This is a genomic window from Actinomycetospora endophytica, from assembly GCF_021026375.1.
Lineage (GTDB): Bacteria > Actinomycetota > Actinomycetes > Mycobacteriales > Pseudonocardiaceae > Actinomycetospora > Actinomycetospora endophytica.
The window spans coordinates 111,201-137,265 of sequence record NZ_JAJNDB010000008.1 but is presented as its reverse complement, the minus strand read 5'-3'; the positions used below and the strand labels follow the sequence as shown (position 1 = coordinate 137,265).

The 26,065-nt window shown below is 75.7% G+C and carries 23 protein-coding genes; 8 read left to right on the top strand and 15 right to left on the bottom strand.

Going from position 1 to position 26,065, the window contains the following annotated elements; all coding sequences use genetic code 11:
- Nucleotides 1-2: 2 nt before the first annotated feature.
- From LQ327_RS29165 to LQ327_RS29155, 3 genes are all read right to left on the bottom strand, one after another.
- Nucleotides 3-380 carry a VOC family protein gene (locus tag LQ327_RS29165; protein ID WP_230739505.1) on the bottom strand — a complete coding sequence of 126 codons (378 nt, stop codon included), beginning with the start codon at nucleotides 378-380 and terminating at the stop codon, nucleotides 3-5.
- Between the two features lie 30 nt (nucleotides 381-410).
- Nucleotides 411-4,043 (bottom strand): glycosyltransferase, encoded by a 3,633-nt coding sequence (locus LQ327_RS29160; RefSeq protein WP_230739504.1) that lies wholly within the window; start codon nucleotides 4,041-4,043, stop codon nucleotides 411-413.
- Between the two features lie 203 nt (nucleotides 4,044-4,246).
- Complete coding sequence (locus LQ327_RS29155) at nucleotides 4,247-4,486, bottom strand: WhiB family transcriptional regulator (protein ID WP_230739788.1); 240 nt, start codon at nucleotides 4,484-4,486, stop codon at nucleotides 4,247-4,249.
- 303 nt (nucleotides 4,487-4,789) lie between these two features.
- Between LQ327_RS29155 and LQ327_RS29150 the strand changes: the two genes are divergently transcribed.
- The 4 genes from LQ327_RS29150 (at nucleotide 4,790) to LQ327_RS29135 (ending at nucleotide 8,498) form a co-directional block, all read left to right on the top strand.
- On the top strand, nucleotides 4,790-5,551 hold the full coding sequence (locus LQ327_RS29150) for a site-2 protease family protein (RefSeq protein ID WP_230739503.1): 762 nt from the start codon (nucleotides 4,790-4,792) through the stop codon (nucleotides 5,549-5,551).
- Between the two features lie 61 nt (nucleotides 5,552-5,612).
- The gene (gene cofD / locus LQ327_RS29145) at nucleotides 5,613-6,590 is read left to right on the top strand and encodes a 2-phospho-L-lactate transferase (protein ID WP_230739500.1); all 978 of its coding nucleotides are present in this window, start codon (nucleotides 5,613-5,615) and stop codon (nucleotides 6,588-6,590) included.
- Nucleotides 6,583-7,965, top strand: coding sequence for a coenzyme F420-0:L-glutamate ligase (locus tag LQ327_RS29140; RefSeq protein ID WP_230739498.1), 1,383 nt, complete (start codon nucleotides 6,583-6,585; stop codon nucleotides 7,963-7,965). Before cofD ends, LQ327_RS29140 begins: the two co-directional genes overlap by 8 nt.
- Nucleotides 7,962-8,498 carry an NUDIX hydrolase gene (locus LQ327_RS29135; protein ID WP_230739496.1) on the top strand — a complete coding sequence of 179 codons (537 nt, stop codon included), beginning with the start codon at nucleotides 7,962-7,964 and terminating at the stop codon, nucleotides 8,496-8,498. The genes LQ327_RS29140 and LQ327_RS29135 overlap by 4 nt, the downstream gene beginning before the upstream one ends.
- Nucleotides 8,499-8,968: 470 nt before the next feature.
- Here the strand turns inward: LQ327_RS29135 and LQ327_RS29130 are convergent, their stop codons facing one another.
- From LQ327_RS29130 to manB, 3 genes are all read right to left on the bottom strand, one after another.
- Complete coding sequence (locus LQ327_RS29130; RefSeq protein WP_230739494.1) at nucleotides 8,969-9,385, bottom strand: MerR family transcriptional regulator; 417 nt, start codon at nucleotides 9,383-9,385, stop codon at nucleotides 8,969-8,971.
- A 49-nt stretch (nucleotides 9,386-9,434) separates the two neighbouring features.
- Nucleotides 9,435-10,298, bottom strand: a complete 864-nt coding sequence (locus tag LQ327_RS29125; protein ID WP_230739787.1) for a DNA-3-methyladenine glycosylase family protein — start codon at nucleotides 10,296-10,298, stop codon at nucleotides 9,435-9,437.
- 103 nt (nucleotides 10,299-10,401) lie between these two features.
- Complete coding sequence (gene manB, locus LQ327_RS29120; RefSeq protein ID WP_230739786.1) at nucleotides 10,402-11,487, bottom strand: mannose-1-phosphate guanylyltransferase; 1,086 nt, start codon at nucleotides 11,485-11,487, stop codon at nucleotides 10,402-10,404.
- Between the two features lie 148 nt (nucleotides 11,488-11,635).
- On the opposite strand from manB, the gene LQ327_RS29115 reads away from it, so the two are divergent.
- Nucleotides 11,636-12,172, top strand: coding sequence for a hypothetical protein (locus tag LQ327_RS29115; protein WP_230739492.1), 537 nt, complete (start codon nucleotides 11,636-11,638; stop codon nucleotides 12,170-12,172).
- Here the strand turns inward: LQ327_RS29115 and LQ327_RS29110 are convergent.
- The 3 genes from LQ327_RS29110 to rfbD form a co-directional block, all read right to left on the bottom strand.
- The gene (locus tag LQ327_RS29110; protein WP_230739491.1) at nucleotides 12,169-13,062 is read right to left on the bottom strand and encodes a glycosyltransferase family 2 protein; all 894 of its coding nucleotides are present in this window, start codon (nucleotides 13,060-13,062) and stop codon (nucleotides 12,169-12,171) included. The two genes, LQ327_RS29115 and LQ327_RS29110, sit on opposite strands and share 4 nt — an antisense overlap.
- A 54-nt stretch (nucleotides 13,063-13,116) precedes the next feature.
- A complete protein-coding gene (locus LQ327_RS29105; protein ID WP_230739489.1) occupies nucleotides 13,117-13,401 on the bottom strand; it encodes a hypothetical protein in 285 nt (94 codons plus the stop codon).
- A gap of 136 nt (nucleotides 13,402-13,537) precedes the next feature.
- The gene (gene rfbD, locus LQ327_RS29100) at nucleotides 13,538-14,461 is read right to left on the bottom strand and encodes a dTDP-4-dehydrorhamnose reductase (protein WP_230739785.1); all 924 of its coding nucleotides are present in this window, start codon (nucleotides 14,459-14,461) and stop codon (nucleotides 13,538-13,540) included.
- A gap of 317 nt (nucleotides 14,462-14,778) precedes the next feature.
- On the opposite strand from rfbD, the gene LQ327_RS35060 reads away from it, so the two are divergent.
- Entirely contained in the window at nucleotides 14,779-16,728 is a 1,950-nt protein-coding gene (locus tag LQ327_RS35060) for an LCP family protein (RefSeq protein ID WP_230739486.1), read from the top strand.
- Nucleotides 16,729-16,751: 23 nt separating this feature from the next.
- The gene (locus LQ327_RS29090; protein WP_230739484.1) at nucleotides 16,752-17,465 is read left to right on the top strand and encodes a TIGR03089 family protein; all 714 of its coding nucleotides are present in this window, start codon (nucleotides 16,752-16,754) and stop codon (nucleotides 17,463-17,465) included.
- A 9-nt stretch (nucleotides 17,466-17,474) separates the two neighbouring features.
- Here the strand turns inward: LQ327_RS29090 and LQ327_RS29085 are convergent, their stop codons facing one another.
- From LQ327_RS29085 to LQ327_RS29065, 5 genes are all read right to left on the bottom strand, one after another.
- Nucleotides 17,475-18,632 carry an acyl-CoA dehydrogenase gene (locus LQ327_RS29085; RefSeq protein ID WP_230739482.1) on the bottom strand — a complete coding sequence of 386 codons (1,158 nt, stop codon included), beginning with the start codon at nucleotides 18,630-18,632 and terminating at the stop codon, nucleotides 17,475-17,477.
- Nucleotides 18,633-18,782: 150 nt separating this feature from the next.
- A complete protein-coding gene (locus LQ327_RS29080; RefSeq protein WP_230739480.1) occupies nucleotides 18,783-19,712 on the bottom strand; it encodes an LLM class F420-dependent oxidoreductase in 930 nt (309 codons plus the stop codon).
- 238 nt (nucleotides 19,713-19,950) lie between these two features.
- Nucleotides 19,951-20,454, bottom strand: coding sequence for a 5-(carboxyamino)imidazole ribonucleotide mutase (purE, locus tag LQ327_RS29075; RefSeq protein WP_230739784.1), 504 nt, complete (start codon nucleotides 20,452-20,454; stop codon nucleotides 19,951-19,953).
- Nucleotides 20,455-20,483: 29 nt separating this feature from the next.
- A complete protein-coding gene (locus LQ327_RS29070) occupies nucleotides 20,484-21,671 on the bottom strand; it encodes a 5-(carboxyamino)imidazole ribonucleotide synthase (protein ID WP_230739478.1) in 1,188 nt (395 codons plus the stop codon).
- A 12-nt stretch (nucleotides 21,672-21,683) separates the two neighbouring features.
- Nucleotides 21,684-22,679, bottom strand: a complete 996-nt coding sequence (locus tag LQ327_RS29065) for a GGDEF domain-containing protein (RefSeq protein ID WP_230739476.1) — start codon at nucleotides 22,677-22,679, stop codon at nucleotides 21,684-21,686.
- A gap of 148 nt (nucleotides 22,680-22,827) precedes the next feature.
- Between LQ327_RS29065 and LQ327_RS29060 the strand changes: the two genes are divergently transcribed.
- A complete protein-coding gene (locus tag LQ327_RS29060; protein WP_230739474.1) occupies nucleotides 22,828-24,543 on the top strand; it encodes a sigma-70 family RNA polymerase sigma factor in 1,716 nt (571 codons plus the stop codon).
- Between the two features lie 190 nt (nucleotides 24,544-24,733).
- Here LQ327_RS29060 and LQ327_RS29055 read toward each other — a convergent pair whose 3' ends face one another.
- On the bottom strand, nucleotides 24,734-26,059 hold the full coding sequence (locus LQ327_RS29055; protein WP_230739472.1) for an FAD-binding oxidoreductase: 1,326 nt from the start codon (nucleotides 26,057-26,059) through the stop codon (nucleotides 24,734-24,736).
- Nucleotides 26,060-26,065: the final 6 nt, after the last annotated feature.

The following is a 26,065-nucleotide window of genomic DNA, read 5'->3' as shown; positions in this document are numbered from 1 at the left end:
CCTCAGAACCCGTGGGTGACGGCCTCGACGTTGTGCCCGTCGGGGTCGCGCAGGAACACCGCGTAGTAGCCCGGGTGGTACTCCGGCCACTCCCGCGGCGCGTGCAGCACCTCCACCCCGGCCTCGACGGCCGCCGCGTGCACGGCCTCGACCGCGGCGCGGTCCGGCGCCGAGAACGCGACGTGAAGCTCGCTGCCCAGCGCACCGCCCGGGGTGAGCCAGAACTGGGGGATGCCCGCGGCCCCGGCGAGCCCGACGACCGAGCTGCCCTCGTGCGGGATGCGGATCGCCTCCTGCAGGCCGAGCGGGGCGAACACACGCAGATAGGTCGCGACGGAGGCGTCGACGTCGGCGACCGGGAACCCGAAGTGATCGATCACCTCCCGGACGCTAGCGCCACCCCCTGACACTCAGTCCAGTCTGCGACGCGAGGGCAGCGCGGAGACCGCCGTGAACAGCACCAGCGCGAGTTGGCCGAGCAGCAGCAGGCTGCGCAGCGTGTCGTCGCGGGCGACCACCACCGGGCCACCCCCGGACGGCACCGCCACGCCGACCAGGTGCCCCCAGGCCGACACGATCGGCGCCGGCCGGCCGCCGACCGTGGCGTTCCACCCGGACTCGCGCTCGGCGGCGAGCACCACGAGCCGCCGGTCCGCGCCCGAGGAGATCTGCACGCCCACCGTCGGGGGTGTCGCCGGCAACGGGGTGATGCCCGCGGCCTTCGTCGGGGCGGCCTTGGCGTCGGTGGCGTCGTCGGAGACCGGCGGCTCGAGGATCACGGCCCCGGCGGCGGGCAGCCCGATGGCCAGCACCGGGCGGCCGTCGCTGGTCGGGGGCGCGTCGGTGAGCAGCGGCGTCCCGGCCGCCTTGGCGCGATCGGCGACGGCAGGGTCGGGCAGCACGACGGCGGCGGTGCCCGCGGTCGCGAGCTCGGCGGCGCCGGCCTGCACCGTGGCGGGGTCGCCGGACAGGAGCGCGGTGACGTCGCGGGTGAGGCGGGCGGGCGCGGCGCCGACCGGCGCGAGGTCGTCGTCGCCGTAGCGCGGCAGGTCGGGCCCGGACCGGCGGGTGCGGTCGGCGTCGAGGGCGTAGCCGGGACCGTCGGGCAGCCGGGTCAGGCCGACGTCGGCGACGGTCGCCCCGGCGCCGGTGAGCTTCTCGGCGAGCGTCGGGTCGAGCGTCGCGGCCGGACGCGGGGCGAGGGGTCCGCCGGAGGAGAGCAGCATGGCCGACACCGCGAGCGCGACGGCCACCGCGGCGGTCACCGGGACGGCGGCGCCGCGGGCCCGGCGCCCGCCGGTTCCCTCCGCGGCGCGACGGGTCCGGAACCGGGACCCCACCACGGTGCCGACCCGGGAGGCGGCCGAGCGCGTCCCACCCCCGACGCGGGAGAGCACGCCGTCGGGACCCAGGTCGATCTCGGACTCGCCGCGACGACGGGGCGCGGGCCGGTGCCTCGGGCCGCTGCGCCCGGTCACGAGCGTGCCGAGCGGCGTCACCTGGGCCTCGGCGACCAGCGCCAGCAGCGTCCACACGGTCCCGCAGGCGGCGAACGCCAGCGCCGCGCCCGTCCAGCCGGGGCGGGCGTCGCCACCGGACAGCGGCGGGAGCGCGACCGACCCGACGATCCCCGCGGCGACCACGCCGAGCACGGTGATCGCGAGACCCGGGGCGACGCTGCGCCGCGGCGCGAGCAGCGCCCCGCCGACGGCGGCGATCAGCACCACGAGGCCGACGACGGGGAGCGAGCCGGGTCCGCCCGGGTCGAGCGAGAGGACGTCGAGCGCGCCGGCGAACTGCTCGAGCACCGGCGAGCCGGTGCCGTGGACGAGGATCTGGGGCGCGCGCAGCAGCGTCGACGGCCACGGCATGAGCAGCAGCACGGGCAGCACGACGACGACGCCGAGCGCGATCGCCCGCCGTCGGGCGGCCCCGGCGGGCGCGGGCACGAGGACGAACCCGACCACCACGACGACGAGCACGAGCACGTAGACGAGCGGCGCGAACGCCGAGACCGCCGCGAGCAGCAGCACGGTCCCGGCCGCCGCGCTCCACCACGACCCGCGACGGCCCTCGATGCGGCTGCCGCGCAGCACCGCGGCGACCCCGGCCAGGACCACGGGCAGCAGGACCACCGCGACGACGCCGTCGAGCCTGCCCTGCGCGACCGCGGCGCCCGCGATCCCGAGCAAGGCGTAGACCGCGCCGGCGAGCGCGCGCAGCACGCGGCCGACCCGGATGTCGCGGGTGGAGAGGTAGGCCGAGAGCCCGGCGAGGGGCAGGGCCCCGAGCAGCAGCAGCGAGACCGCGACGCCGGGACCGTCGGAGCCCACGAACGGCCAGAGCACTCCCCCGAGGACCCCGACGACGGCGAGGGCGGCCGACGCGGGAGCGGCGGTGCCGCCGGCGACCGGGTGCCACTCGGCGAGGTAGGAGCTCCACAGCGCGCCCAGGCCCGGCAGCGACGCGATCCGCCCACCGGCCAGGTCGAGCCCGAGCCGGGACCGGTTGACCAGCAGCGACACCGCCGTCAGTGCGACGACCATGAGCAGCGGCGGGGCGAGCAGCAGCTCGCGCAGCACCCGGCCGACGGTGACCGGGACGACGACGAGGGACTCGTCGTCGGCGGCCGATCGCTCGTCGTCCGTGGTGCGCGGAATCCCCACGACGGAGGTCTCGGCGTGCGGCGAGACGATGGCCTCGGTCGGGCCGGCCGGGACCCCGGCGGCCGCCCCGGCCGCGGCGAGCGTGACGCCGACCCCCTCCCCGGGGCGGCGCAGCCCGGCCTTGCGGCGCGTGCTGCGCCTCGGGGCGGTGGCCCCGGCGGGCAGGGCGCCCTGCCCGACGAGCAGCGACCCCTCCTCGGGGCCGTCGGCGGCGGCGACCGACGACGCGGCGGGCCGGGACGGCCGGGCGGCCCAGTCGGGCAGCCGGCCGAGGTCGAGCTCGTCGCGGATCCGGGCCCGGACCACCCGGGTGAGGCCGCCCTGCACCGCGTTCCGCAGCCGGGTCGTGCGGCTGGTCAGCAGGCCGCGCATCCCGCGGGGCACCCCGGACCCCGCAGGCACGCGGCGCCGGCGGGCCTCGCTGAGGTCGGACAGGTCGGAGAGCACCCGGCTGGTCGCGCCGAGCTCGGCGCCGGCGTCGCCGGGGCGGCGCAGCAGCAGGAAGCCCAGCGCGCGGAGCAGCGCGAGCACCGGGAACCGCACCAGGCCGAAGGCGAACGCCGCGCCGGAGACGTTGGCGAGCACCGTCCACTGGCCGTTGCGGCGGTCGACGGTGCGGAGGGTGGGCGGCGCGGCGCCGTTGACGGCGGCGGCGTCGAGGGCGCGGTTGCCGGTGCTCGCCGCGCGGGCGTGGTGCAGCCGGGCGGAGGGGACGCAGAGCACCAGGCCGCCGGCGCGGTTGATCCGCCAGCCGAGGTCGACGTCCTCGCGCAGCAGGCCGTAGGCGGAGTCGTACCCGCCGAGGGCGTCCCACTCCCGGCGGCGCACGAGCGCCCCGGCGGAGCCCACGGCGAGGACCTCGGAGTTCGTCGCGAACTGCCCGAGGTCGAGCTCGTCGGAGCCGATCCCGGTCTGGCGGTGTCCCGAGGAGTCGGTGGACAGTCCGGCCTCGACGACGAGGCGGGGGTCGTCCCAGTCGAGCTGCAGCGGCCCGAGCATCGCGACCGCGGGCGAGGACTCCGCCACCGAGAGCAGCACGTCCAGGCAGGAGGGCTCGGGGGCGGCGTCGTCGTGCAGCACCCAGAGCCACTCGCCGGAGCTGCGCTCGCTGCCGGGCGCGCCCCAGCGACGGTCGGCGTCCGCGACGGCCGCCGCGATCGCGGTCCCGAAGGCGGTGTCCCGGGGGAGGTCGAGGACGACGTCGACCCGGTTGGACGAGCGCAGCAGGTCCGGCGTCGAGTCGGTCGAGCCGGTGTCGACGGCGATCACCCGGCGCGGCCCGACGGTCAGGCGTCCGAGCGCGCCGAGGGTCTCGGGCAGCCAGGTCTCGCCGTCGTGACAGACCAGAACTGCCAGCACGGGCGCCGTCGGAGCCACGCGTCCGTCCCTCCCGCGGGCACGGCGGGAGCGTCCTCGCCCCCACCGCGTTCGTCGCGCCGTCGTCGGTTCCCCGGCGTGCGCCGGACGACCCCGAGACTAGAAGGGCGCCACGACGCCACCGTCAGGGGTGTGGCCGGGGGTCGGGGAGCAGTCCCCTCGACCACGTGCGGACGACGGGACGACGCCGTCCGCGCGCCCGGCTACACGACCCGGCGCTTGAGCCGACGGCGCTCCCGTTCCGACAGCCCGCCCCAGATCCCGAAACGCTCGTCGTGCCCCAGGGCGTACTCCAGGCACTCCGACCTGACCTCGCAGCTGTTGCAGATCTGCTTGGCCTCCCGCGTGGATCCGCCCTTCTCCGGGAAGAACGCCTCAGGATCGGTCTGGGCGCACAGCGCGCGCTCCTGCCACTCCTGTTCGTCCTCGCCCGCGATGGCCATCAGCTCACCGAGGACATCCCGTGATCCGTCAGATCCGACGCTGCCCAGCACCACCGACCCGCTCTCCGCACCGTTCACACGGCCTCCCTCACCGCTAGCACTCCCCAGCTGGCGGAGCGCCGGCCCCGCACCGGCGTGTACCTCGCAGTGAATTACAGCGGTGTCGTTCCATGTGGGTCAAGCTGAGCCACACAACCGGCCGCATGTCGCGACGGACGGTCGTCACGTGCGGTGAACGCGAGCGGCCATCTCATCGACGCAGCGTGGCGAAGGACGGTACCGCGGGCCTGGGACACTGGAACCGTGGCCAGCGTGTTCTCCGCCCGGAGCTCCCCCCGGATCAGCCCGATCTTCCTCGGGCTCGTCCTCGTCACGGCGGCGGGAGGCGCGCTCACCCTCCTCGGCACCCGGATCCCGGTGACGGCGGGTGTCGTGATCCTCGTCCTCGCGGGCTGGGCGGTGTCACTGTGCCTGCACGAGTTCTCCCACGCGCTCGTCGCCGACCGCTGCGGCGACCACTCGGTGCGCGGACTCGGGTACCTGACCCTCGACATCCGCCGCTACGCCAACGTCGGGCTGACGTTCGTGCTCCCGCTGCTGTTCCTGCTCATCGGTGGCATCCCGCTGCCCGGCGGCGCGGTGTGGATCCAGCGCTCGGCGCTGCGGTCCCGGATCGCGGCCAGTGCGGTCTCGATCGCCGGGCCCCTGATGAACCTGCTGCTGGCGTTCCTGCTGGCCGTCGTCGTGCCGTTCGTGCCGCCCCTGCTCGGCGCCGGGATGTCCTTCCTGGCGCTGATCCAGGTCCTGGCCTTCATCCTCAACATCCTGCCGATCCCCGGCCTGGACGGCTGGGGCGTGATCGACCCGTACCTCTCGTACCAGACGCGGGCCGCGGTCTCCCGCTTCGCGCCCTACGCCCCGCTGGTCCTGTTCGGGCTGCTGGTGTTCGTGCGCCCGGTGGCGAGCGCGCTGTTCGCGTTCGCGTCGTTCATCTACGGCGCGGTCGGCGGCGACAGCACGCTCGCGAGCCTCGGCCAGGAGCTGTTCTTCTTCTGGCAGCGGTGACCGGTCGGCTTCCGGGCCCCGGAGCGGCACGCTGTCGGGGGGTCGGGGCACGATCAGCGGTGTGAAGGTGACGGTTCTGGTCGGGGGCGTCGGCGGCGCGCGGTTCCTGCAGGGAGTACTGGCAGCGCTGGGCGACGGTGACGCTGCTTCGGGGCACGAGGTGCGCGCGGTCGTCAACATCGGCGACGACATCTGGTTGCACGGGCTGCGCGTCTGCCCGGACCTCGACACGTGCATGTACACGCTCGGCGGCGGCATCGACACCGGCAAGGGCTGGGGACGCGCCGACGAGACCTGGTCGGTCAAGGCCGAGCTGGAGGCGTACGGGGCCGACCCGACGTGGTTCGGACTCGGCGATCGGGACGTCGCCACCCACCTGGTGCGCACCCGGATGCTGCGCGCCGGCTACCCCCTCTCCCAGATCACCGAGGCGCTCTGCCGCCGGTGGTCGCCGGGCGTCGCGCTCATCCCGGCCAGCGACGACCGCGTCGAGACCCACGTCGTGATCGACGACCCCGAGACCGGCGAGCGCCGCGCGGTGCACTTCCAGGAGTGGTGGGTGCGCCACCACGCAGGGCCGACCGCCCACGGGTTCGCGTCGGTGGGACGGGACCAGGCGAGCGCCTGCCCGGCCGCCCTCGCGGCGATCGCCGACGCCGACGTCGTGCTGCTCGCCCCGTCGAACCCGGTGGTCAGCATCGGCACGATCGTCGACGTCCCGGGGCTGCGGGCCGCGCTCGCGCAGGCCCCCGGACCCGTCGTCGGGGTGTCGCCGATCATCGGCGGGGCCGCGGTGCGCGGGATGGCCGAGCCGTGCCTGGACGCGATCGGCGTGGAGGTCTCCGCCGAGGGCGTCGCGCGCCACTACGGCGCCCGCGCCGAGGGCGGCCTGCTCGACGGCTGGCTCGTGGCGGAGGGCGACACCGCGGACGTCCCGGGGGTCGCCGTGCGCTCGGTGCCGCTGCTCATGAGCGATGCCGAGGCGACGGCGGCCATGGTCCGTGAGGCGCTGGACGTGGTCGGGCTCGCCGGTGTCTGAGCAGGCTGAGCAGGCTGAGCACACCGACCACCGGGCCACCGGCACGGTCACCGCCTGGGGCGTGACGGGACTGCCCGAGTTCCGCCCCGGCGACGACCTCACGGCCGCCCTCGCCACCGCGCTCGAACCCACCCTGGCCGACGGCGACGTCGTCGTCGTGACCTCGAAGGTGCTCTCCAAGGTCGAGGGCAGGCTCGTCACGGTGCCGCGCGACCCCGAGGAGCGCGACACCGCCCGGCGGGCGCTCATCGACGACGAGACCGTGCGCCTGATCGCCACCAAGGGCCGCACGAAGATCGTCACCAACCGCCTGGGGATCGTGCAGGCGGCGGCCGGGGTGGACGGGTCGAACGTCGAGGGCGACGAGGTCGCGCTGCTGCCCGAGGACCCGGACGGCTCGGCCGAGACGCTGCGGGCCGGGCTCACCGCCGCGCTCGGGGTGCGCGTCGCGGTCGTCGTCACCGACACCATGGGCCGCTGCTGGCGCCTCGGGCAGACCGACGCCGCGATCGGCTCCGCCGGCCTCGTCGCGCTGCACGGTTACGGCGGTGCGTTCGACGCCCAGGGCAACGAGCTGCTGGTCACCGAGGTCGCCGTCGCCGACGAGGTCGCCGCCGCGGCCGACCTGGTCAAGGGCAAGCTCGGCGGCGTGCCGGTGGCCGTGGTGCGCGGCCTGCGCCACCTCATCGGCGCGGGGCGGTCGGCGGGCGAGCTGGTGCGTCCCGTCGAGGAGGACCTGTTCTGGCTGGGCACGGCGGAGGCGCTCGCGCGGGGGGCGCAGGAGGCGGTCGGCGCGCGGCGGTCGGTCCGGTCGTTCGGCCCGGACCCGGTCGATCCCGAGGCGGTCCGCCGCTCGGTGAGCGCGGGCCTGACCGCACCCGCCCCGCACCACTCCCGTCCGGTGCGCTTCGTCTGGCTGCGGGACCCGGCCCGGCGGGCGGCCCTGCTCGACGCGATGGGCGACGCGTGGCAGGTGGACCTGAAGGCCGACGGGTTCACCGCCGAGCAGATCGCCCGACGGACCGCGCGCGGTGACCTGCTGCGGCGCGCTCCCGAGCTGGTGCTGCCCTTCCTGGTGCGCGGTCCCGAGGGCGGGGCCCACGACTACCCCGACGAGCGGCGGGCCGACTGCGAGCGGTCGATGTTCACGGTCGCCGGCGGCGCGGCGGTACAGGGCCTGCTCGTGGCGCTGGCCGCCCAGGGGCTCGGGTCGTGCTGGGTGGGTTCGACGATCTTCGCCGCGGACGTCACCCGGTCCGTGCTCGACCTGCCGCCCGAGTGGGAGCCGCTCGGGGCGGTCGCCGTCGGGCACCCGGCCGAGCCGCCCGCCGCCCGCCCGGACGCCGGGCCCGACGAGCGGCTGCTCGAACGGTGAGCTCGCCGACCGCGGCGGTCCACGCCGACGCCACCCGGGTACTGGCGGCGTGGAAGGCCCCCGACGCCGGGCAGTCCGCGATCCGCGAGGCCCTGCTGGCCTATCTCGCGGTGCGGGACGACGCGTGCTCGCGCTCCTGCGAGGCCGGGCACCTCACGGCGTCCGCGCTGGTGGTGGACGAGGCCGGGGAGCACGCGCTGCTCACGCTGCATCCCCGGGTCGGGCGGTGGCTGCAGCTCGGCGGGCACATCGAGCCCGAGGACACCACGCTCGCCGGCGCCGCCCTGCGCGAGGCGACCGAGGAGTCCGGCATCGAGGGCCTGACGATCTCCGAGGCGCCCGTGCACCTCGACGTGCACCCGGTGACCTGCTCGCTCGGGATCCCGACCCGCCACCTCGACGTCCGCTACCTCGTCCGCGCGCCAGCGGGGGCCCGCGGGGTGCGCAGCGACGAGTCGGTGGACCTGCGGTGGTGGCCATTGGCGGAGCTGCCCGACGACGTCGCCTTCGGCCGGGCCCTGCTCCTGAGCTGAGGCTCGGGGCTCGGGGCTCGGCGGGATCGACGCGCACACGGACAGGCGCTGTCGACGGCCCCGCGCCGGTGTGCGGGACACACACGGCCGACGTCGTCGGCATCCGGCCCCCGCGCCGGTGTGCGGGGCACACACGACCAGGGCTGCCGACACCCCGCCCTGTGCGAACCTCGAGGACCCCCGCAGGGATCGCGCGAGCGACGCCTGCGACCGGGCCCGCGGCTCGCCGGTCCCTGTCGTCCGCCGGCCGTCGCGCTCCTCGAACATCGCGACTTCGGGAGCGACACGCGCAAGATCTGACGCGACACGCTCCCGAACTCGTGATCACGCCCCGTCGGACATGCGGACGAGGTCCAGCAGTCCCCATCAGCCCTGGCCCGGCCGTGTGCGCGACGCACACCAGCGCCGACACACCACGCCGACCTGGCTCGCCGTGTGCGCGCCGCACACCGGGAGACCTCCCGGCCCGATCACCCCACGGCGACGGCGAGCGCGTCCCGGGCGTAGGCGGCCGTCCCGAGGCCGTGGCGGTCCAGGGCGTCGGCGACCCCGGGCGACACGTCCGGCCCGGTGAGCCCGCGGTGCCGCGCCGCCAGGGCCTGCGCCGCCGCGCCGTCGACCTGCCGCCCCAGCCGCTCGCGCATCGCCTCGAGGACGTCGAGGTGCATCCGCAGCGCCGTCGCGAGGTCGTCGGTGCGGTCGAGAGCCGCCCCGATCCCGTCGTCGGGCACTCCGAGCGCGCGCAGCAGCAGGACGCGCCGGAGCCGGACGAGGTCGTCGGGACCGTAGGCGCGGTACCCGTCGTCGGACACGACGTCGGGCACCACCAGCCCGGAACCCTCCCAGGCGGTCAGCTGCGCGAGCGACGCGCCGCTCGCACGCGCCACCTCCGCCGCACTCCACCCCTGCATGCCGCCCCCCTGGATCGGGACACCCTCACATCTCGCGGAAGTCGCGCGGCGAGTACCGCGGCCCGAACCGCGGCCGCCGGAAACCGGACGCCTCGATGTAGCGCACCGCCCGCTGCCGCTGCGGCGCGTAGCACGCCAGGACCTCGAGCATCCCGGCGTCGTCGAGCTTGTGGCCCACGAGGGCGTAGCCGACGGTCGAGGGGATGTGGAAGTCCCCGACGGAGACCGCGTCCGGGTCGCCCCACGCCCGTTGGGCCACCTCGGCGGCGGTCCACACGCCGATGCCTGGGATCTTGCGCAGCAGGGTCCGCCCCTCGAGCCCCCGTAGCTCGACCGCCTTCTCCAGCCGGTGCGCGACGGTCGCCGAGGCCAGGATCGCCCGCCGTCGCGCGCTGTCGACGCCGGCCTTGTGCCACTCCCAGTCCGGGACGGCCTTGGTGTCCTTCGGCGTCGGCGGGACGCGCATGCCGCGCGGGGCCGGTCCGGGCGGGGCGGCACCGAAGCGCCAGCACAGCTCCCGCCAGGAGCGGTGCGCCTCGGTCCCGGTGACCTTCTGCTCCAGGACGGCGGCGAACAGCAGGTCCCACACCGCGCCCGTCGCGCCGAGGCGCAGGCCCGGCATCCGGTGACGCGCGTCCGCGACGACGGGGTGGTGGCCCACGAAGCCGGCGTCGTCGTCCTCGGCGCCCAGCAGCGCGGGCAGGCCGTCGAGCACCCACTCGGCGCCGTCGCCCCAGGCGTCGGCGACGACCTCGGTGCCGGTGCGCCGGATCCGCGTGGTCGCCGGGCCGATCGGGGTCGAGCAGACCCGCCAGACGACGCCGTCGTCGTCGATGCGGCAGGTGGGGTCCCCGCGACCGTGCCGCAGCGGCCCGATCAGCGCCCCGATGTCGAGGACGAAACCGGGCTCCCACCGACGACGCCGGGCTCCGGCCGGAGCAGACTCGGACGGTCGGGCTCCGCTGCGCTTCGCCTCCGTGGCGGAACGGACCTCAGGCACTCCCCGAGAATCGCAGACCACCGTCCGGGATGGTGATGCCGGGCCAGAGCCGCACGCCCTCGCGGAGCTCGCACCCGGCGCCGACCGAGACGCCGTCGCCGACGACCGCGTCGTTCACGACGGTCTCGTCGCCGATCACCGCGCCGGGCCCGATCACCGAGCGGGTCACCGTGACGTTGTCGCCGATCCGCGCACCGTCCATGACCACCGATCCGATCACGCGCGAGCCGTCGCCGACGACGACCTCGCGCCCGAGCGTCGTGCCGTCCGACAGCGACGCCGACCCCGCGATCTTGGCGCCCTCGAGCAGCAGCGCGGTGCCGACGGGCCCGGGCAGCGCCGAGGTCGGGGCGATGCCCTGCACCAGGTCGGCGCAGCCGCGCACGAAGGCGGCCGGCGTCCCGAGGTCGAGCCAGTAGGACGACTCGACGTGCCCCTGCAGCCGGGCGCCGCGGTCGAGCAGCCCCGGGAACGTCTCGCGCTCGACCGAGACCGCGCGCCCGGTCGGGATCGCGTTCACCACCTCGCGGCGGAACACGTAGCAGCCCGCGTTGACCTGGTCCGTCGGCGGATTCAGCGTCTTCTCGAGGAATCGCTCGACCCGTCCCGAGTCGTCGGTGGGCACGCAGCCGAACGCGGTCGGGTCGGGCACCCGCACCAGGTGCAGCGTCGCGTCGGCCGACGCGGCGCGGTGCTCGTCGACGACGGCGCCGAGGTCGACCCCGGACAGGATGTCGCCGTTGAAGACCATGATCTCGTCGTAGTCGTCCTCGAGCGCGTCCGCGGCGTGCCGGATGCCGCCGCCGGTGCCCAGCGGCTCGGGCTCGGGCACGCAGTCGAGCTGCAGCCCGAACGACGAACCGTCGCCGAGATAGGACGAGAAGACCTCCGCGCGGTACGAGGTCCCGAGCACCACCCGGCGGATCCCCGCCGCGGCGATCCGCGAGAGCAGATGCCCGATGAACGGCACGCCCGCGGTCGGCAGCATCGGCTTCGGTGTCGAGGCGGTGAGCGGGCGCAGCCTGCTCCCCTGCCCCCCGACGAGGACGACGGCGGCCGTCCGGTCGAGTCCCCCCATGGTGTCCACGACCGACCTCCCTCATGATCGTGTGGGCCCGGCGTGACGACGGCGTCCCGGCCGGGCGCTACTGTGACGTTCCTCGGCACGTAACGGGTAACGGACCCCGCCGTCGGGGCCACTCCGACCGAGACCGGGCAGGAGCAGCGTGGTGGAGCCGTCGAACGCGTGGGACCGTGCTCAGCAGGCTATCGCCCGCGCGCAGCAACGCAACGGCACCGTCGTGACACCCGACAACGCCGAGTCACCGTTCGACGCCTCGAAGACCCAGATGATCCCGACTCCGGGGTACCAGAACGGGTCGATGAACACGCACGGTCGCCAGCCCGGGCGGCCGCCGTCGCCGCGTCCCCCTGCCGACGGGCGTCGTCCGGGACCCGGTCAGGACCCGCACCGTCGGGGGAGCCACGGGCGGCCGAATCCGAGCGAGCCGGAGACGACGCCGGTCGAGGTCTCGGACCCGACGCTGATGCGCCCGCTCTCACCGGTGGAGCCGCCGACCGTGCGGACCGCCGCCACCCGGCCGCGCACGGCGCCGTTCCCCGCCCAGGGCGGATCACCGGCCGCCCGCCCCGCCACCCCGCGCCCCGACTCCAGCCCGGGGCCGGGGCCGGACGACACGCCCACCACGCCGCCTGTCGGGATCCGCGTGCCGTGGTGGAAGCGCCTCTTCGGCCTCGGCTAGGCCCGCTGCTTCCGGGTCTCCCAGCGCGCCCGCGCGGCGAGCGCCATCCGCAGCCCGCCGCGTAGCGGGGCCCACCGGGCGCCCGAGTAGCGGTCGGCGAGGAAGCGGTACGCGCTGCGGTGGTGCTCGCGGAGCATCCGCGCCGAGGTCCCGTCGTCGCGGGTCGTGGCGTGGCCGCCCGTGTGTACCACCTGCGCGTCGGGCACGTAGACGTTGAGCCAGCCGGCGCGTCCGAGCCGGTCGCCGAGATCCACGTCCTCGAAGTACATGAAGTACCGCGGGTCGAAACCGTCGACGGAGTCCCAGGCCTCGCGACGCAGCAGCACGCACGAGCCGGAGAGCCATCCCGCCGTCCGCTCCTCGACCGAGCCCTCCTGCCGGTAGGACCGCGTCCACGGGTTCCCCGGCCACACCCGGGCGAACAGCGCGTGCCCGATCCCGCGCCCGAGGGACGGCTGGAGCCGCGCCGAGGGGTAGACCTCGCCGTCGGTGTGGATCAACGGGCCGAGCGACCCGGCGCGGGGCCAGCGCTCGGCGGCCTCCAGCAGGGTGTCGAGCGCGCCCGCGCCCAGGACGATGTCGGGGTTGCTGACCAGCACCCAGCCGACCGACCGGTCCAGTCCCGCGACGGCCCGGTTGGCGGCGGCGCCGTAGCCGAGGTTCTCCCCCATGCCCAGCAGCTCGGCCCGCCCGGCCGACGCGGCGGCCTCGGGGACACCGTCGACGGAGCCGTTGTCCGCCAGCACCGTGCGGACGGGGCGGTCGGTCGCGTCGACGACGGAGTCGAGGAAGGCGGCCAGCGAGTCGCCCGGGGAGTAGGTGACGACGACGACGGCCAGGCCGTCGCCGTACGTCGTGGTCGCGCTGGAGCTCCGGGGCGCCGCGGTCATGGGGGCCATCCTGGCCCCGGGGTCCGGGCGGCGATCACGCGGCCCGCCCGAGGGCTACCGGTGGAACTCGTCGGTCGCCGGGAGCGCGAGCGGCCAGTAGCGCCACGAGTCGGGTCCGACGCCGCCGGTGTTCAGCTCCGCGGGACGGGCCGCCGGGGCCGGCGTGCGGACGGACCGGCGGTGCGAGGCGGAGACGCCCATGGGGCTGTCGTCACCGACCGCTCGGCGCGCGGCGCGGTCCATCCGCGCACGGAGACGATGGCGTTCCCGCCCGGCGTCGATGACCAACCAGACCGCCACCACACCCAGGAGGGCCAGCAGGACCGTCTCCATCGCCATGCCCGACCAACGCGCGGGGCGCCGGGAGGTGACGGTCTTTCGCCGACACGCCTGATCGGGGTCGAGAAAAGGTCCCGACGACGGGTGCCGCCGGGCGGCGGCGCGGGGAAGCCGTCCGTCGTCTGATGATTACCCTTCAGCGCACGGCGGGGGTACGGCCGATGAGCTCCGGGTGACGGCGCACCGCCGCGGCGAGGGCGTCGCGCCAGGGGCGCAGCGGGGGCAGTCCGGCCGCCGTCCACGAGGCCGGGGAGAGCACGGACCACGCCGGGCGCGGTGCCGGGCGCGGGAACTGCTCGGTGGTGCACCCGTGGACCCGCTCGGGGTCGGCGCCCAGTTCCTCGAACACCGCGCGGGCGAACCCGCACCACGTGGTGATCCCGCCGCCGGTCGCATGCAGGGTGCCGGGCGCGACGTCGGAGCGCCCGAGCGCCACCAGTCCGGCCGCGAGGTCCGCGGACCATGTGGGCGAGCCGTGCTGGTCGTCGACGACGTCGAGGGTCTCCCGCTCGCCGGCCAGCCGGGCCATGGTGCCCACGAAGTTGGCGCCCGTGCCGCCGTAGACCCAGGCGGTGCGCACCACGTGATGGGCGGCCGCCGCCTCGCGGACCCGCTGCTCGCCCTCCTCCTTGGTGCGCCCGTAGACACCCGCCGCACCCGTCGGATCGTCCGGCTCGTACCCGGCGGTGCCGCCGTCCGGGGCGGTGCGCCCGGGTCCCGCGCCGTCGAAGACGTAGTCGGTGGAGACGTGGACGATCCGGGCGCCGTGGCGGGCGCACGCCTCGGCGAGCAGGCCGGGCGCCACCGTGTTGACCGCCTCGGCGGCGCGCGTCGCGTCGGGGTCGGTCTCGGCCAGGTCGACCGCGGTGAACGCGGCGGCGTTGAGCAGCACGGCGGGCCCGACGGCGTCCGGCTCCACCCACGCCGCGACCGCTCGCTCCACGGCGTCCGCGTCGGTGATGTCGAGTTCGGCGCGCGTGAAGGCGGCCACCCGCTCACCGTCCGCGCGCAACTGCCGGACGAGGTCCGTCCCGAGCGCCCCGCCCGCTCCCGTCACCATCCAGCGCACGTCGTCGTCCTCCCGTCGTCGGCATCGGCCCCGCGTCGTCGGATCCCAGGTCCCCGGGGGCCGTCCCGGCTCCGAGGACCTGCGCGAGCGTGTGTCATCCTCCGACGCGCCGTGGCAGGCCCGAACGGGTGGTGGGCACGAACCGCCGTGGAGGCCGTCTAACCTGCCTGGTGAGTTGCGCACGACGGACGATGACGTCCTCGTTCGCGAGCGCCGCCCCGCGGGTCCCCCCGCGCGGCAACGGTGACACGGACGCCCGACCCCGACCCCCGGCTGCCCGGGCCCGCCGACCCCGAAGGGAGGCCCGCGTGAAGGACGAGCGTGGTCGTCCCCCGCGGGATCCCGGACGCCGGTTCGGACCGTCGGCCGGACGCGGCGCCGAGCCTGCGGCGGCCCCGAACGGCCCGCCCGCGGCGCGGGGTCCCGGTGAGGCCCCCGGCGCCGACGAGGCCCGCGGACGCCGGGGCACGGTCGGCTTCCGGGACGGCCCGCCGCCCGAGGGCGCCGCCCGTGGCGGTGGCCCTCCGCCCGAGCCCCAGGCACCGCCGCGCGAACCGAAGGCGCCGCCGCGTGAGCCGAAGGCGCCCCCGCGTGACGCCAAGGCACCGCCGCGGGATCCCAAGGCGCCCCCGCGTGACGCCAAGGCACCGCCGCGGGATCCCAAGGCGCCCCCGCGTGACGCCAAGGCGCCGGCCGGGGCCGCCGGGAAGCGCCCGGACGGTGCCCGTCCGAACGGTGCCGCCCCGACGCGCCCGGCCCCGGCACGCCCCGTCCCGCCGCCCCGTCCCGGCGGGCCGCCGGCGCCACCGTCGGGCGACGGTCCGAAGCCCGGCCGGGGCCGGCGGATCCTGCGCATCGTCGCCGTCGTCGCCTCCGTCCTGGTGTTCGCGATGAGCGGCACCGCGTGGGCCGCGCTCTCGGGCAGCTTCTCGAGCTCCGGCGCACTGTCGAAGAAGGGCACCGCCGCCGACGGCGCCACCGACATCCTGCTCGTGGGGACCGACAGCCGGACCGATGCGCAGGGCAACCCGCTGCCGCGCGACGTCCTCAACCAACTCGACGCCGGGTCCGCGGACGGCGAGCTCAACACCGACACGATGATGCTGGTGCGCGTGCCGAACGACGGCAGCCGCGCGGTGGCGTTCTCGCTGCCCCGCGACAGCTTCGTGAAGCTGCCGGGCCAGACGGGCAAGGGGAAGCTGAACTCGGTCTACCCGGCCGCCAAGGCCGCCGCGCAGCAGCAGCTCGCGGCGAGTGGGGACAGCAACCCCGCCGACGTCGACGTGAAGTCCTCCGAGGCCGGACGGCAGTCGCTCATCGAGGCGGTCCAGGACCTCACCGGCATCGGGGTCGACCACTACGCCGAGGTCAACCTGCTCGGCTTCTCGAACCTGACGAACGCCATCGGCGGCGTCGACGTCTGCCTCAAGAACCCGGTGGACGACGACTTCTCCGGGGCGCACTTCGCCGCCGGTCCGCGCACGGTGCAGGGCAAGGACGCGCTGGCGTTCGTCCGCCAGCGCCACGGGCTGCCGCTCGGCGACCTGGACCGCGTCCGGCGCCAGCAGGCGTTCCTCGCCGGGCTCTCCCACAAGATCCTGTCCGCGGGCACCCTCGCCGACCCGATCACCCTCACCAAGCTCCTCGACGCCGTGAAGCAGTCGGTCATCCTCGACAACGGCTGGGACCTGCTCGGCCTGGCGCAGCAGATGCAGGGCGTCAGCGGCGGCTCGGTGTCGTTCATGACGATCCCGACCCAGGGCGGCGAGAACACCTCGTCGGGCGATGCGCTCAAGGTCGACCCCGTAGAGGTACAGCGCTTCGTCGCCGACGCGATCGGCCCGAAGCCCGCACCCACGGCGGCCACGCCCAGTGGACCCGCGCCGGGGACGATCCCGGTCGACGTCCGCAACGCCTCGGGCACCGAGGGCGCCGCGGGCCGCGTCGTGCAGATCCTCGGTGCGCAGGGCTACACCCACGTCACCTCGGGCAACGCCGACCAGCACACCGACGCGTCGTCGATCGTGTTCGGCCCCGGCGGCGACGCGGCCGCGGGCGTCGTCGCGAAGACGCTCGGCGGGCTGACGACGAAGCCCGACCCGACGGTGCCGCCGAACACCGTCCGGGTGCTGCTCGCGTCCGACTACAAGGGTCCGGGCGCGGTGGCGCCCCAGCCCACCGGCGACTCGCAGGACAGCGCGCCGCCGCCGCCGTCGCAACCGCCGATCACCGCCGACGGGGTGCCCTGCGTGAACTGAGCCGGCCGTATCCTCACGAGCCGATGACCGTCACGGACGCCCTGCTGGCCCCCGCGCTCGCCGCCGATGCGCGACGGCCGCTGATCACGTTCTACGACGACGCCACGGGCGAGCGTCTGGAGTTCTCCGGCGAGACGCTGGCGAACTGGATCGCGAAGACCGCGAACCTCCTGCGCGACGAGTGCGACGTCGAGCCGGGGATGCGGGTGGCGGTGCTGCTGCCGGCGCACTGGCAGACGGCGGCCGTGCTGCTCGGTGCCTGGTGGAACGGCGCGGTGGTGACCGACGACCCGGCGGGCGCCGACGTCGCGCTCGCCGACGCCGAGCACCTCGACGCGGCCACCGCCGCGGGCCTCGTCGTCGGGCTGTCCCTCGACGCCTTCGGCCGCCCGCTCGACGGGCTGCCGGGCGACGCGGTCGACTACGCGAGCGAGGTCCGGATGCACGGCGACGCGTTCGCCCCGCTCGACCCCGTCCCCGGCGACGCCCCGGCGCTCGACGACGCGAGCGTCGACGAGGTGGTGACCGTGTCCCGCCGTCGGGCCGCGGAACTGGGGTACGACGCCGGGTCCCGCGTTCTGTCCATCGCGGACTGGCCGCTGCGACTCGAGGGCGGCCTGGTCGACGGTCTGCTCGCGGTCCTCGCCGTCGGGGGCTCACTGGTGCAGGTTCGCCACCCCGACCTCGCGGCGCTGGACCGCAAGGGCGAGGTGGAGAAGGCGCTGCGCGTGCTCTGACGCGGGGCGTCAGCCCCGCAGGACCTGCCGGGCCATCACCATGCGCTGGATCTGGTTGGTGCCCTCGTAGATCTGGGTGATCTTGGCGTCGCGCATCATCCGCTCGACCGGGAAGTCGGTGGTGTAGCCGGCGCCGCCGAAGAGCTGCACGGCGTCCGTCGTCACCTCCATCGCGGTGTCCGAGGCGAAGCACTTCGCGGCCGACGCGACCAGGCCGATGTTCTTCTCGCCGCGCTCGGCCTTCGCGGCCGCGACGTAGACGAGGTGGCGGGCCGCCTCGATCTTCATCGCCATGTCGGCGAGCATGAACTGCACGCCCTGGTTCTCCGAGATCGCCTTGCCGAACTGCTTGCGGTCGCGGACGTAGTCCACCGCCGCGTCGAGGGCGCCCTGCGCGATGCCGACGGCCTGCGCACCGATGGTCGGGCGGGTGTGGTCCAGCGTCGCGAACGCGGTCTTCAGGCCGCTGCCGGGCTCGCCGATGATGCGGTCGCCCGGGATGCGGCAGTTCTCGAAGTAGATCTCGGTGGTCGGCGAGCCCTTGATGCCGAGCTTGTGCTCCTTGGGGCCGACGCTGAACCCGGGGTCGTCCTTGTGCACGACGAAGGCCGAGATCCCGTTGGCGCCCTTGTCCGGGTCGGTCTTCGCCATGACCGTGTACCAGTCGGACTCGCCGCCGTTGGTGATCCAGCACTTGGTGCCGTTGAGGATCCAGTCGTCGCCGTCGGCCTGGGCGCGGGTGCGCATCGAGACGGTGTCCGAGCCGGCCTCGCGCTCCGAGAGCGCGTAGCTGATCATCGACTCGCCGGACGCGATGGTCGGCAGGACCTGCTGCTTCAGCTCCTCGGAGCCGGACAGGATGATCGGCATCGAGCCGAGCTTGTTCACCGCCGGGATGAGCGAGGCCGACGCGTCGACGCGTGCGACCTCCTCGATGACGATGCAGGCGACGATCGAGTCGGCGCCCTCGCCGCTGTACGCCTCCGGGATGTGGATCGCCTGGAAGCCGGCCGCGGTGAGCGCGGTGCGGGCCTCCCGGGGGAAGCGGGGCGTCGCGTCGACCTCCGCCGCGTGCGGGGCGATCTCCTTCTCGCAGAGCGAGCGGACCGACTCCCGCAGTGCGGCGCGCTCCTCGCCCAGGTCGTAGACGTCGAACTCCGGGTTCACTGCGACTCCTCCCAGCACCAGCGCTTTCGTGCCACGGTACCGCCAGAAGCTAGGACGTCCTACGGTCCGGGTGATGGCCCGCGTCTCACGTTGGCCTGACGGCACGTGCGTGCGTTTCCGTGCCTGAGCACGGAAACGCACGCACGGGCGTCAGCGAAGCTGGGGCGCGACCTCCGAGGCGACCAGCTCGAGCGCGTCGAGGTCGGTGAGGTCGAGCGCCTGCAGGTAGACGCGGGTGATGCCGGTGCGCTCGCGCCAACGCCCGAGCGCGTCGACGATCTGCGCCGGGCTTCCCGCCAGGGGGTTGCTCTCCAGCGGCCCGGTGCCGCCCCCGACGGCCTCGGCGCGGCGGGCGACCTCGGCGTCGTCCCGCCCGATCACCAGCGTGTGCGCGGCCGACAGGACCAGCTCCGAGGGGTCGCGACCGGCGTCGGTGCACGCCTGCGCGACCCGCTCGTACTGCGGCGCGGCCTCGTCGAGCGGGGTGAACGGGATGTTGAACTCGGTCGCGAACCGGGCGGCGAGCGCGGGGGTGCGGCGCGGACCCTTCCCGCCGATGATCACCGGGATCGGCCGGGCCGGCTTGGGCAGGCCCGGCGAGTCGACGACGGTGTAGTGCTCGCCGGAGAACGAGTAGGGCTGGCCGGCGGGGGTCGTCCACAGCCCGGTGACGATCTCGAGCTGCTCGGCGAGCCGCTCGAACCGCTCGGCCAGCGGCGGGAACGGGATGCCGTAGCCGGTGTGCTCGGCCTCGAACCAGCCGGCGCCGAGCCCGAGCTCGATCCGCCCGCCGGACATCTGGTCGGCCTGCGCCACGGTGATCGCGAGCGGGCCGGGCAGGCGGAACGTCGCCGACGTGACCAGCGTGCCGAGCGCGATCCGCTCCGTCTGCACGGCGAGCGCGGAGAGCGTGGTCCAGGCGTCGGTCGGCCCCGGCTCGCCGGACACCCCACCCATGGCTCGGTAGTGGTCGGAGCGGAAGAACGCGTCGAAGCCCGCGTCCTCGGCGGTGCGCGCGACGCGCAGGAGGTCGGCGTAGGAGGCGCCCTGCTGGGGTTCGGTGAAGATCCTCAGGTCCACGGGGCCACCCTAGGCCCGCGAGGTCAGGGTCCGGCGCGGCTGGTGTAGGTGTGGCCGGTCGGGGTGGTGGTTCGCACCGTGTGCGGCTGCTCGCCTCGACCGTCATGGATCACGTCGGTCTGCCGGCCCGGCATCTCCTTGACGTAGTTCCCGCGGGCACACACCCCACGACCGTTCGCGAGGCTCGCCGGGGCGTCGCAGAAGGGGTCGCGACCCCCTGACAGTCACGCTGGAACGCTCAGGCCCCGCCGGGTCCGAGCTTGCGCACGGCCTCGTCCTTCCCGGCCACCGAGGTGCGCAGATCAGCCTGGAAGTCCGCCATGCGCGAGGCCAGCCCGGCGTCCGCCGCGGCCAGGATCCGCACCGCGAGCAGACCGCCGTTGCGGGCGCCCCCGATCGACACCGTCGCGACCGGGACCCCCGCCGGCATCTGCACGATCGAGAGGAGCGAGTCCATCCCGTCGAGGTGCTTGAGGGGCACCGGCACGCCGATCACCGGGAGCACCGTCGCCGCGGCCACCATGCCCGGCAGATGTGCCGCGCCGCCGGCCCCGGCGATCACCACGCGGAGCCCACGCCCGGCGGCCGACTCCGACCAGTCGAGCATCGCCCGCGGGGTCCGGTGCGCCGAGAGGACGCGGGCCTCCCACGGCACGCCGAACTCGTCGAGCGCCTCCGCGGCGGCCTGCATCGTCGGCCAGTCCGAGTCGCTGCCCATGACGATGCCGACGAGCGGCGGCAGGTGACCAGCCACCTCGAGCTCCGAGGACATCAGTGCACGCTCCATCCGTCGGTCCAGACACCGGTCGCGAGATGGTCCGCGGCCAGGCGCGCGCGGCGCCGGAGGTCGTCCATGTCGTCGCCGGTGATGTTGACGTGCCCGATCTTGCGGCCCGGCCGTTCGGCCTTGCCGTAGAGGTGGACGCGCGCCTCGGGGAACCGCGCCAGGGTGTGGTGCAGGCGCTCGTCGGGACCGGTGGCCGGAACCGGATCACCGCCGAGCACGTTGGCCATCACGCACGCCGGCCGCAGCGTCGACGTCGAGCCCAGCGGATAGTCGAGGACCGCGCGCAGGTGCTGCTCGAACTGCCCGGTGACCGCGCCGTCCATCGACCAGTGCCCGGAGTTGTGGGGGCGCATCGCCAGCTCGTTGACCACGACCCGCCCGTCGGGGGTCTCGAAGAGCTCCACCGCGAGCAGCCCGACGACGCCGAGCGCGGCCGCGATCCGCAGCGCGAGCTCCTCGGCGGCCTCGCCCGCGTCGTCGGACAGCCCCGGCGCCGGCGCGAGGACCTCGGTGCAGATCCCGTCGACCTGCACCGTCTCGACCGTCGGGTAGACCGCGGCCTGCCCGTAGGGCGAGCGGGCGAGCAGCACGGCCAGCTCGCGGCGCAGCGCCACCTTCTGCTCGACCATCAGCGGCGTGCCGGCGTCGAGCAGCTCGGGGACGGTCGCGGCGGCCTCCTCCAGGGAGTCCAGCATCCAGACCCCGCGCCCGTCGTAGCCGCCGCGCACGGCCTTGAGCACCACCGGCCACCCGTGCTCGGCGGCGAAGGCCTCGACGTCGGACGTGCCCTCGACCGGCGCGAACGGCGGCACCGGCTCGCCCAGCTCGGCGAGGCGGCGGCGCATCACCAGCTTGTCCTGGGCGTGGCGCAGCGCGTCCGGACCGGGGTGGACGGCGACGCCCTCGGCCACGAGCGTCTCGAGGAGCTCGCCGGGGACGTGCTCGTGGTCGAAGGTGAGCGCCTCGGCCCCCGCGGCGACCCGGCGCAGCGCGTCGAGGTCGCGGTGGTCGCCGAGGACGATGTCGGGGCTGACCAGCGCGGCCGGCTCGTCCGGCCCCACCGCGAGCACCCGCAACGACTGACCGAGGGCGATCGCCGCCTGGTGGGTCATCCGCGCGAGCTGGCCGCCTCCCACCATCGCGACGACGGGCAGGCCGGTGCGCTTCTCCACGAGCAGGGAAGACTAATCGGGCGCGGGACCGGGGGCCTCAGGCGGACCCGGCCGGTCGTCGTCACCAGCACCAGCGCCGGACTCGGTCCCCATCGCGGGAACGTCGAGACCGATGATGCGGTCACGCCGCGGCAGGGGCGGCTCGGCGTCGCGGAGCCGGGTCAGGGTGTCCCGCACACCGTCGAGCGTGGCGGGCAGCGCGACGATGCGCGCGCCCGGCGTCCCGGTGACCCCGCTGGCTCCGGAGAGCCGCCGTGCGAGCAGCCCGCGCAGCACCCGGACGCGGGCGGCCAGGCCGGCGCGCGGGGCGAGCACGACGACCGTCGAGCGCCCGACCACCGCAATCGTCTCGCCGGCGTCGAACACCACCGACGCCGCGTCGCCCGCGACCGTCAACGGCGCGACCCGCGACCACCCCGCCACCGGGAGGTTGATCGCGACGAGGGCGTGGGTCTCGGGGACGCGGGTGCCGCCCGCGCGGGCGGCGCGGTGCACCTCGGCCAGCCGGGTGAGCAGGTAGCGGGAGCTGGCGAGCCCGGAGAGCGGGTCGACGGCGGCGGTCTCGGAGAGGTCCCCGCACGCCACGTCGGTCCAGCCCAGCGACACGACCCGCACCAGCCGCGACCCGTCCGCTCCGGGAAGAGCGAGCCGACGACGGGGCCCGAGCTCGCCCAGTGCCCCGCTGACCGCGGTGTGCAGGGCGGCCAGGTCGGACAGCGTCTCGTCGAGCCCGATGCCCGCGGTGGCGCGCGCGCCCGCCCAGTGGGTCAGCGCCTGCTCCAGCGGCGGGCCGGTGTGCCCGTCGAGGACGGCTTCGCAGACCTCGTCGACGGCCGGGTCGGGCCACTCCGAGACGACCGACCACCCGAGCGCGTTGCTGCAGGCGAACCACCGTTCCCGGAGTGCCTCGAGGGCGAGACCGCGGCCCGGGCGGCGACTCACGGTGTCACCGATCGCCCGGTCGTCCGAGGACGCGACGTCCTCGGTGCGCTCGTCCGCGAGGGTCATGCACGCCTCTCCTACTCGTCCGTCGGCCCGTACACCATCGCCGGGTCCTGTGGTGGCGACGCGCGAGACGGTCATCCGTGACGGTGACGCTGCAGGGATCCTCTCGTGCGCGCCCGCACACTCGCCCGCGAGGGGGTGGTGTGCCGAGATGGCGGACGGCGGCGGTCCGGTCGACGGGCCCGTGTCCGGCGGTGAGCCGGACGACGGGTCCGGACGCGCGGACGCCCGCAGCGACGCGGAACTGCTCGCCGTCGTGCGGGGGCGCCCCGGGGACGCGGCGTCCTCACGCGCCTTCGGCACCCTCTACGCCCGCCACCGCGACGCCGCCCGGGGCCTGGCCCGCCAGCTCGCCCGCTCCCCCGCCGACGCCGAGGACCTGGTCTCGGCCGCCTTCGCCCGCCTGCTGGAGATCCTCCGTGCCGGAGGCGGTCCGACCGAGGCGTTCCGGGCCTACCTGCTCACCTCGCTGCGCCATCTCGCCTACGACCGCACCCGCGCCGAACGCCGCCTCGACCTCACCGAGGACATGGGCGACGTCATCGGCATCGACCCGGAGCGCACCGTCGTGCCCTTCGCCGATCCGGCGGTCGCGGGGCTCGAGCGCTCGCTGGCCGCCCGGGCGTTCGCGACGCTGCCCGAGCGCTGGCAGGCCGTGCTGTGGCACCTGGAGGTCGAGGGGGACTCGCCCGCCGACATCGCCCCGCTGTTCGGTCTCACCGCGAACGCGGTCTCGGCGCTGGGCTACCGCGCCCGCGAGGGGCTGCGGCAGGCGTACCTGCAGGAGCACCTCGCCGGTGGCGGCGCCGCCGCCCCGCCGCGCGACCGCAGGCACCGCGAGGCCGAGGAGAAGCTCGGCGCCTACACCCGGGGCGGACTGTCCAAGCGCGACGCGGCCAAGGTCGAGGAGCACCTGCGCGAGTGCGCGGAGTGCCGGGCGCTCGCCTCGGAGCTGCGGGAGGTCAACTCCGGGATCCTGCGCTCGACGATCGCGCCGCTGGTCCTGGGCGCCGCCCTCGTCGGCTACCTGGCCGACCGCGCGGCGCCCGGCGTGTTCACGGGCTCGTGGCCGACGACGGCGGAGTGGGTCGTCGCCGGCGGTGGGGTCGTGGGAGTGCTCGGCTCGGTGGGGGGTGTGGTCCGCGCCGCCGAGGTCCCGCGGGCCCGGCGCCTGGGCGCGGCGGCGGTGGGGCTCGCGGGGCTGGGGGTGGCGACGGCGACCGCGCTCGGCACCGGCGCGCCGGCGGTACCCGAGGCGGCGGCCCCGGCGGTGACGTTCCCGGGATCGGTGCTGCCGGGGGCGCTTCCCGGGCTGTCGCCGCCCGGCCCGGCCGCCCCCGGGGCGCTCGGGATGCCCTCGGCTCCGACCGTTCCCGGCGGCTCCGCACCGAGCGGGCCCGGTGGGTCGTCGGGCACGACGGCGGGTGGTGTCGGCTCGTCGGGCACGACGGCGGGCGATTCCGGACCGTCGAGTGCGGCGGCGGGTGGTCCCGGCACCAGCGCACGACCCGACGTCGCACGTGTCCCGTCGGTCGCGGCCCAACCGCAGACCGAGGAGTCGGCGGCGCGCCTGTCCGGCTCCTCCGACGCGGCCGGCGCGTCGGGCTCCGACGACCGACCTGCGCGCCGGAGCGAGGTCGCGAGCAGCGGCACGGTGACGTCCGGGACGTGGTCACCGGATGCGACACACCACGCCCAACCGTCGAGTGCCCGCTCGCAACCGAGTCACGACGACTCGGTCGAAGACCAGCAGACACCCTCCCCGCTCGTCCGGCTCCGCGTGCTCGGGCTGGGCGCCGAGCTCCGCGAGTCCCGCTCGTCCCACCGCGGCCTCCTCGAGCCGGCGCTCGACGTCCTCCTCCGCTGAGCCCCGCGCCCGACCCACCCCCGCCTCACCCCACCCCCGCTCGTTCTGAGCGCCGGGCCCCTCGCTCGAACAGACCGGCGAAGGGCGCCCCCGGCCAGAACGCCGACCCGGCCCGACGAGACGAGCGAAGGGCCCCCGCAGTCGATAGAGCCGACCGAAGGGGCCCCTCGCTCAGAACGGGACCGCGCGATCACCCGCCGAACATCCCCCGCGGGTCGACCGCCTCCCGCACCCGAGCGAGCAACGCCCGCACCGACGGCGCGTACAGCTCCTCGTCCGAGACCGGCGCACCGCCGTACACGAACCCCGCCATCCGACCCAGCGTCACCTCAGCCACCGGCGCCAGCACCGCCGCGTGCGCCGCCCGCATCTCCGCGTCCGGGACCTCCCCCCGCGAAGACAGCACCCGCACGATCCATCCCGCCTCCCGGAACGAGACCGCGTCGGGCCCGTCGGCCGGGCGGGACAGCGCGCCGCCGAGCCGCCGGACGTCGACCACGCACCCCACCGACGCCGAGCGCGCGGCGGCCACCACGGCATCGAGCGCCGCGTCGGACAGCGACGACACCAGCACGTTCATGCCCTCGTAGGCGTGCGGGACCTCGGGCTCGGCGAAGATCGAACCGCTCTCGGTCCACGGCAACTCCCGCAGCCCACCGAGCAGCACCGGGGACACCGCCCGCAGCGCGGCCTCCGCCTCTCGCGCGGCCGCCCCGTCGGTGTCCACCAGCCGCACGTGCAGCACCGTCCGGCCGCGGATCGGCGCCGGCACGCCCTCCAGGTCCGGGATCGGGATCACCCCGACCGACACGCCCAGCGACTCGGGCGCCGCCTCGCCGACGCGCCGCACCACCGGCAGGACCCGGTCCGCGTCCGCGGCGTCGAGGAAGAGCCCACCCCCGACGACGGGCCCGAGCGGCACCAGCCCGACCGACACCGCCGTCACCACGCCCACCGCCGGCCGCCCGCCACGCAGCGCCGCGAACAGCTCGTCGCCCGGCCCGACCCGCCGCAGCACCCCGTCCGCGGTGACGATCTCGACCTCCCGCAGCCGGTCGGACGCCCACCCGGACTCACGCCCGAGCAGGCCCAGCCCGCCGCCGAGCGTGTAGCCGACGACGCCGACCCCCGGGAACGACCCCGACACCGGCGCCAGCCCGTGCCCGGCCGCCGCCGCGACGAGGTCCGCCGAGCGCGCGCCGGCCTCGACCCGCGCCACCCGCGACGCCGGGTCGACGCTCACCCCGCGCATCCGCCCCGTGGCCACGAGGACCCCGCCCGCGAGTCCGGTCATGTGGCCGTGGCCGGTCGCCGTGACGGCGACCGGGAGGTGGTGCGCGGCGGCGTGGCGCACGGCGGCCACGACATCGTCGGCGTCGAGGGCGCTCACGACGACGTCGGGTCGGTGCGGGTCCGCGGTCTGGAACCCGACGACCCCGTCGGGCAGGCCGTCGTCGCCGCGGCGCAGGACGGAGCCGCGGACGTCGGCCGGGAAGTCGGTCTCGGTGCTCGTCATGACCTC

Bases quoted from the DNA above. Each gene is read 5' to 3' on its own strand.
- LQ327_RS29155 (WP_230739788.1), bottom strand. From the start codon at position 4,486: ATGGCCATCGCGGGCGAGGACGAACAGGAGTGGCAGGAGCGCGCGCTG.
- manB (WP_230739786.1), bottom strand. From the start codon at position 11,487: ATGGGGGGACTCGACCGGACGGCCGCCGTCGTCCTCGTCGGGGGGCAG.
- LQ327_RS29110 (WP_230739491.1), bottom strand. From the start codon at position 13,062: ATGACCGCGGCGCCCCGGAGCTCCAGCGCGACCACGACGTACGGCGAC.
- LQ327_RS29105 (WP_230739489.1), bottom strand. From the start codon at position 13,401: ATGGCGATGGAGACGGTCCTGCTGGCCCTCCTGGGTGTGGTGGCGGTC.
- rfbD (WP_230739785.1), bottom strand. From the start codon at position 14,461: ATGGTGACGGGAGCGGGCGGGGCGCTCGGGACGGACCTCGTCCGGCAG.
- LQ327_RS29090 (WP_230739484.1), top strand. From the start codon at position 16,752: ATGACCGTCACGGACGCCCTGCTGGCCCCCGCGCTCGCCGCCGATGCG.
- LQ327_RS29065 (WP_230739476.1), bottom strand. From the start codon at position 22,679: ATGACCCTCGCGGACGAGCGCACCGAGGACGTCGCGTCCTCGGACGAC.
- LQ327_RS29060 (WP_230739474.1), top strand. From the start codon at position 22,828: ATGGCGGACGGCGGCGGTCCGGTCGACGGGCCCGTGTCCGGCGGTGAG.
- LQ327_RS29055 (WP_230739472.1), bottom strand. From the start codon at position 26,059: ATGACGAGCACCGAGACCGACTTCCCGGCCGACGTCCGCGGCTCCGTC.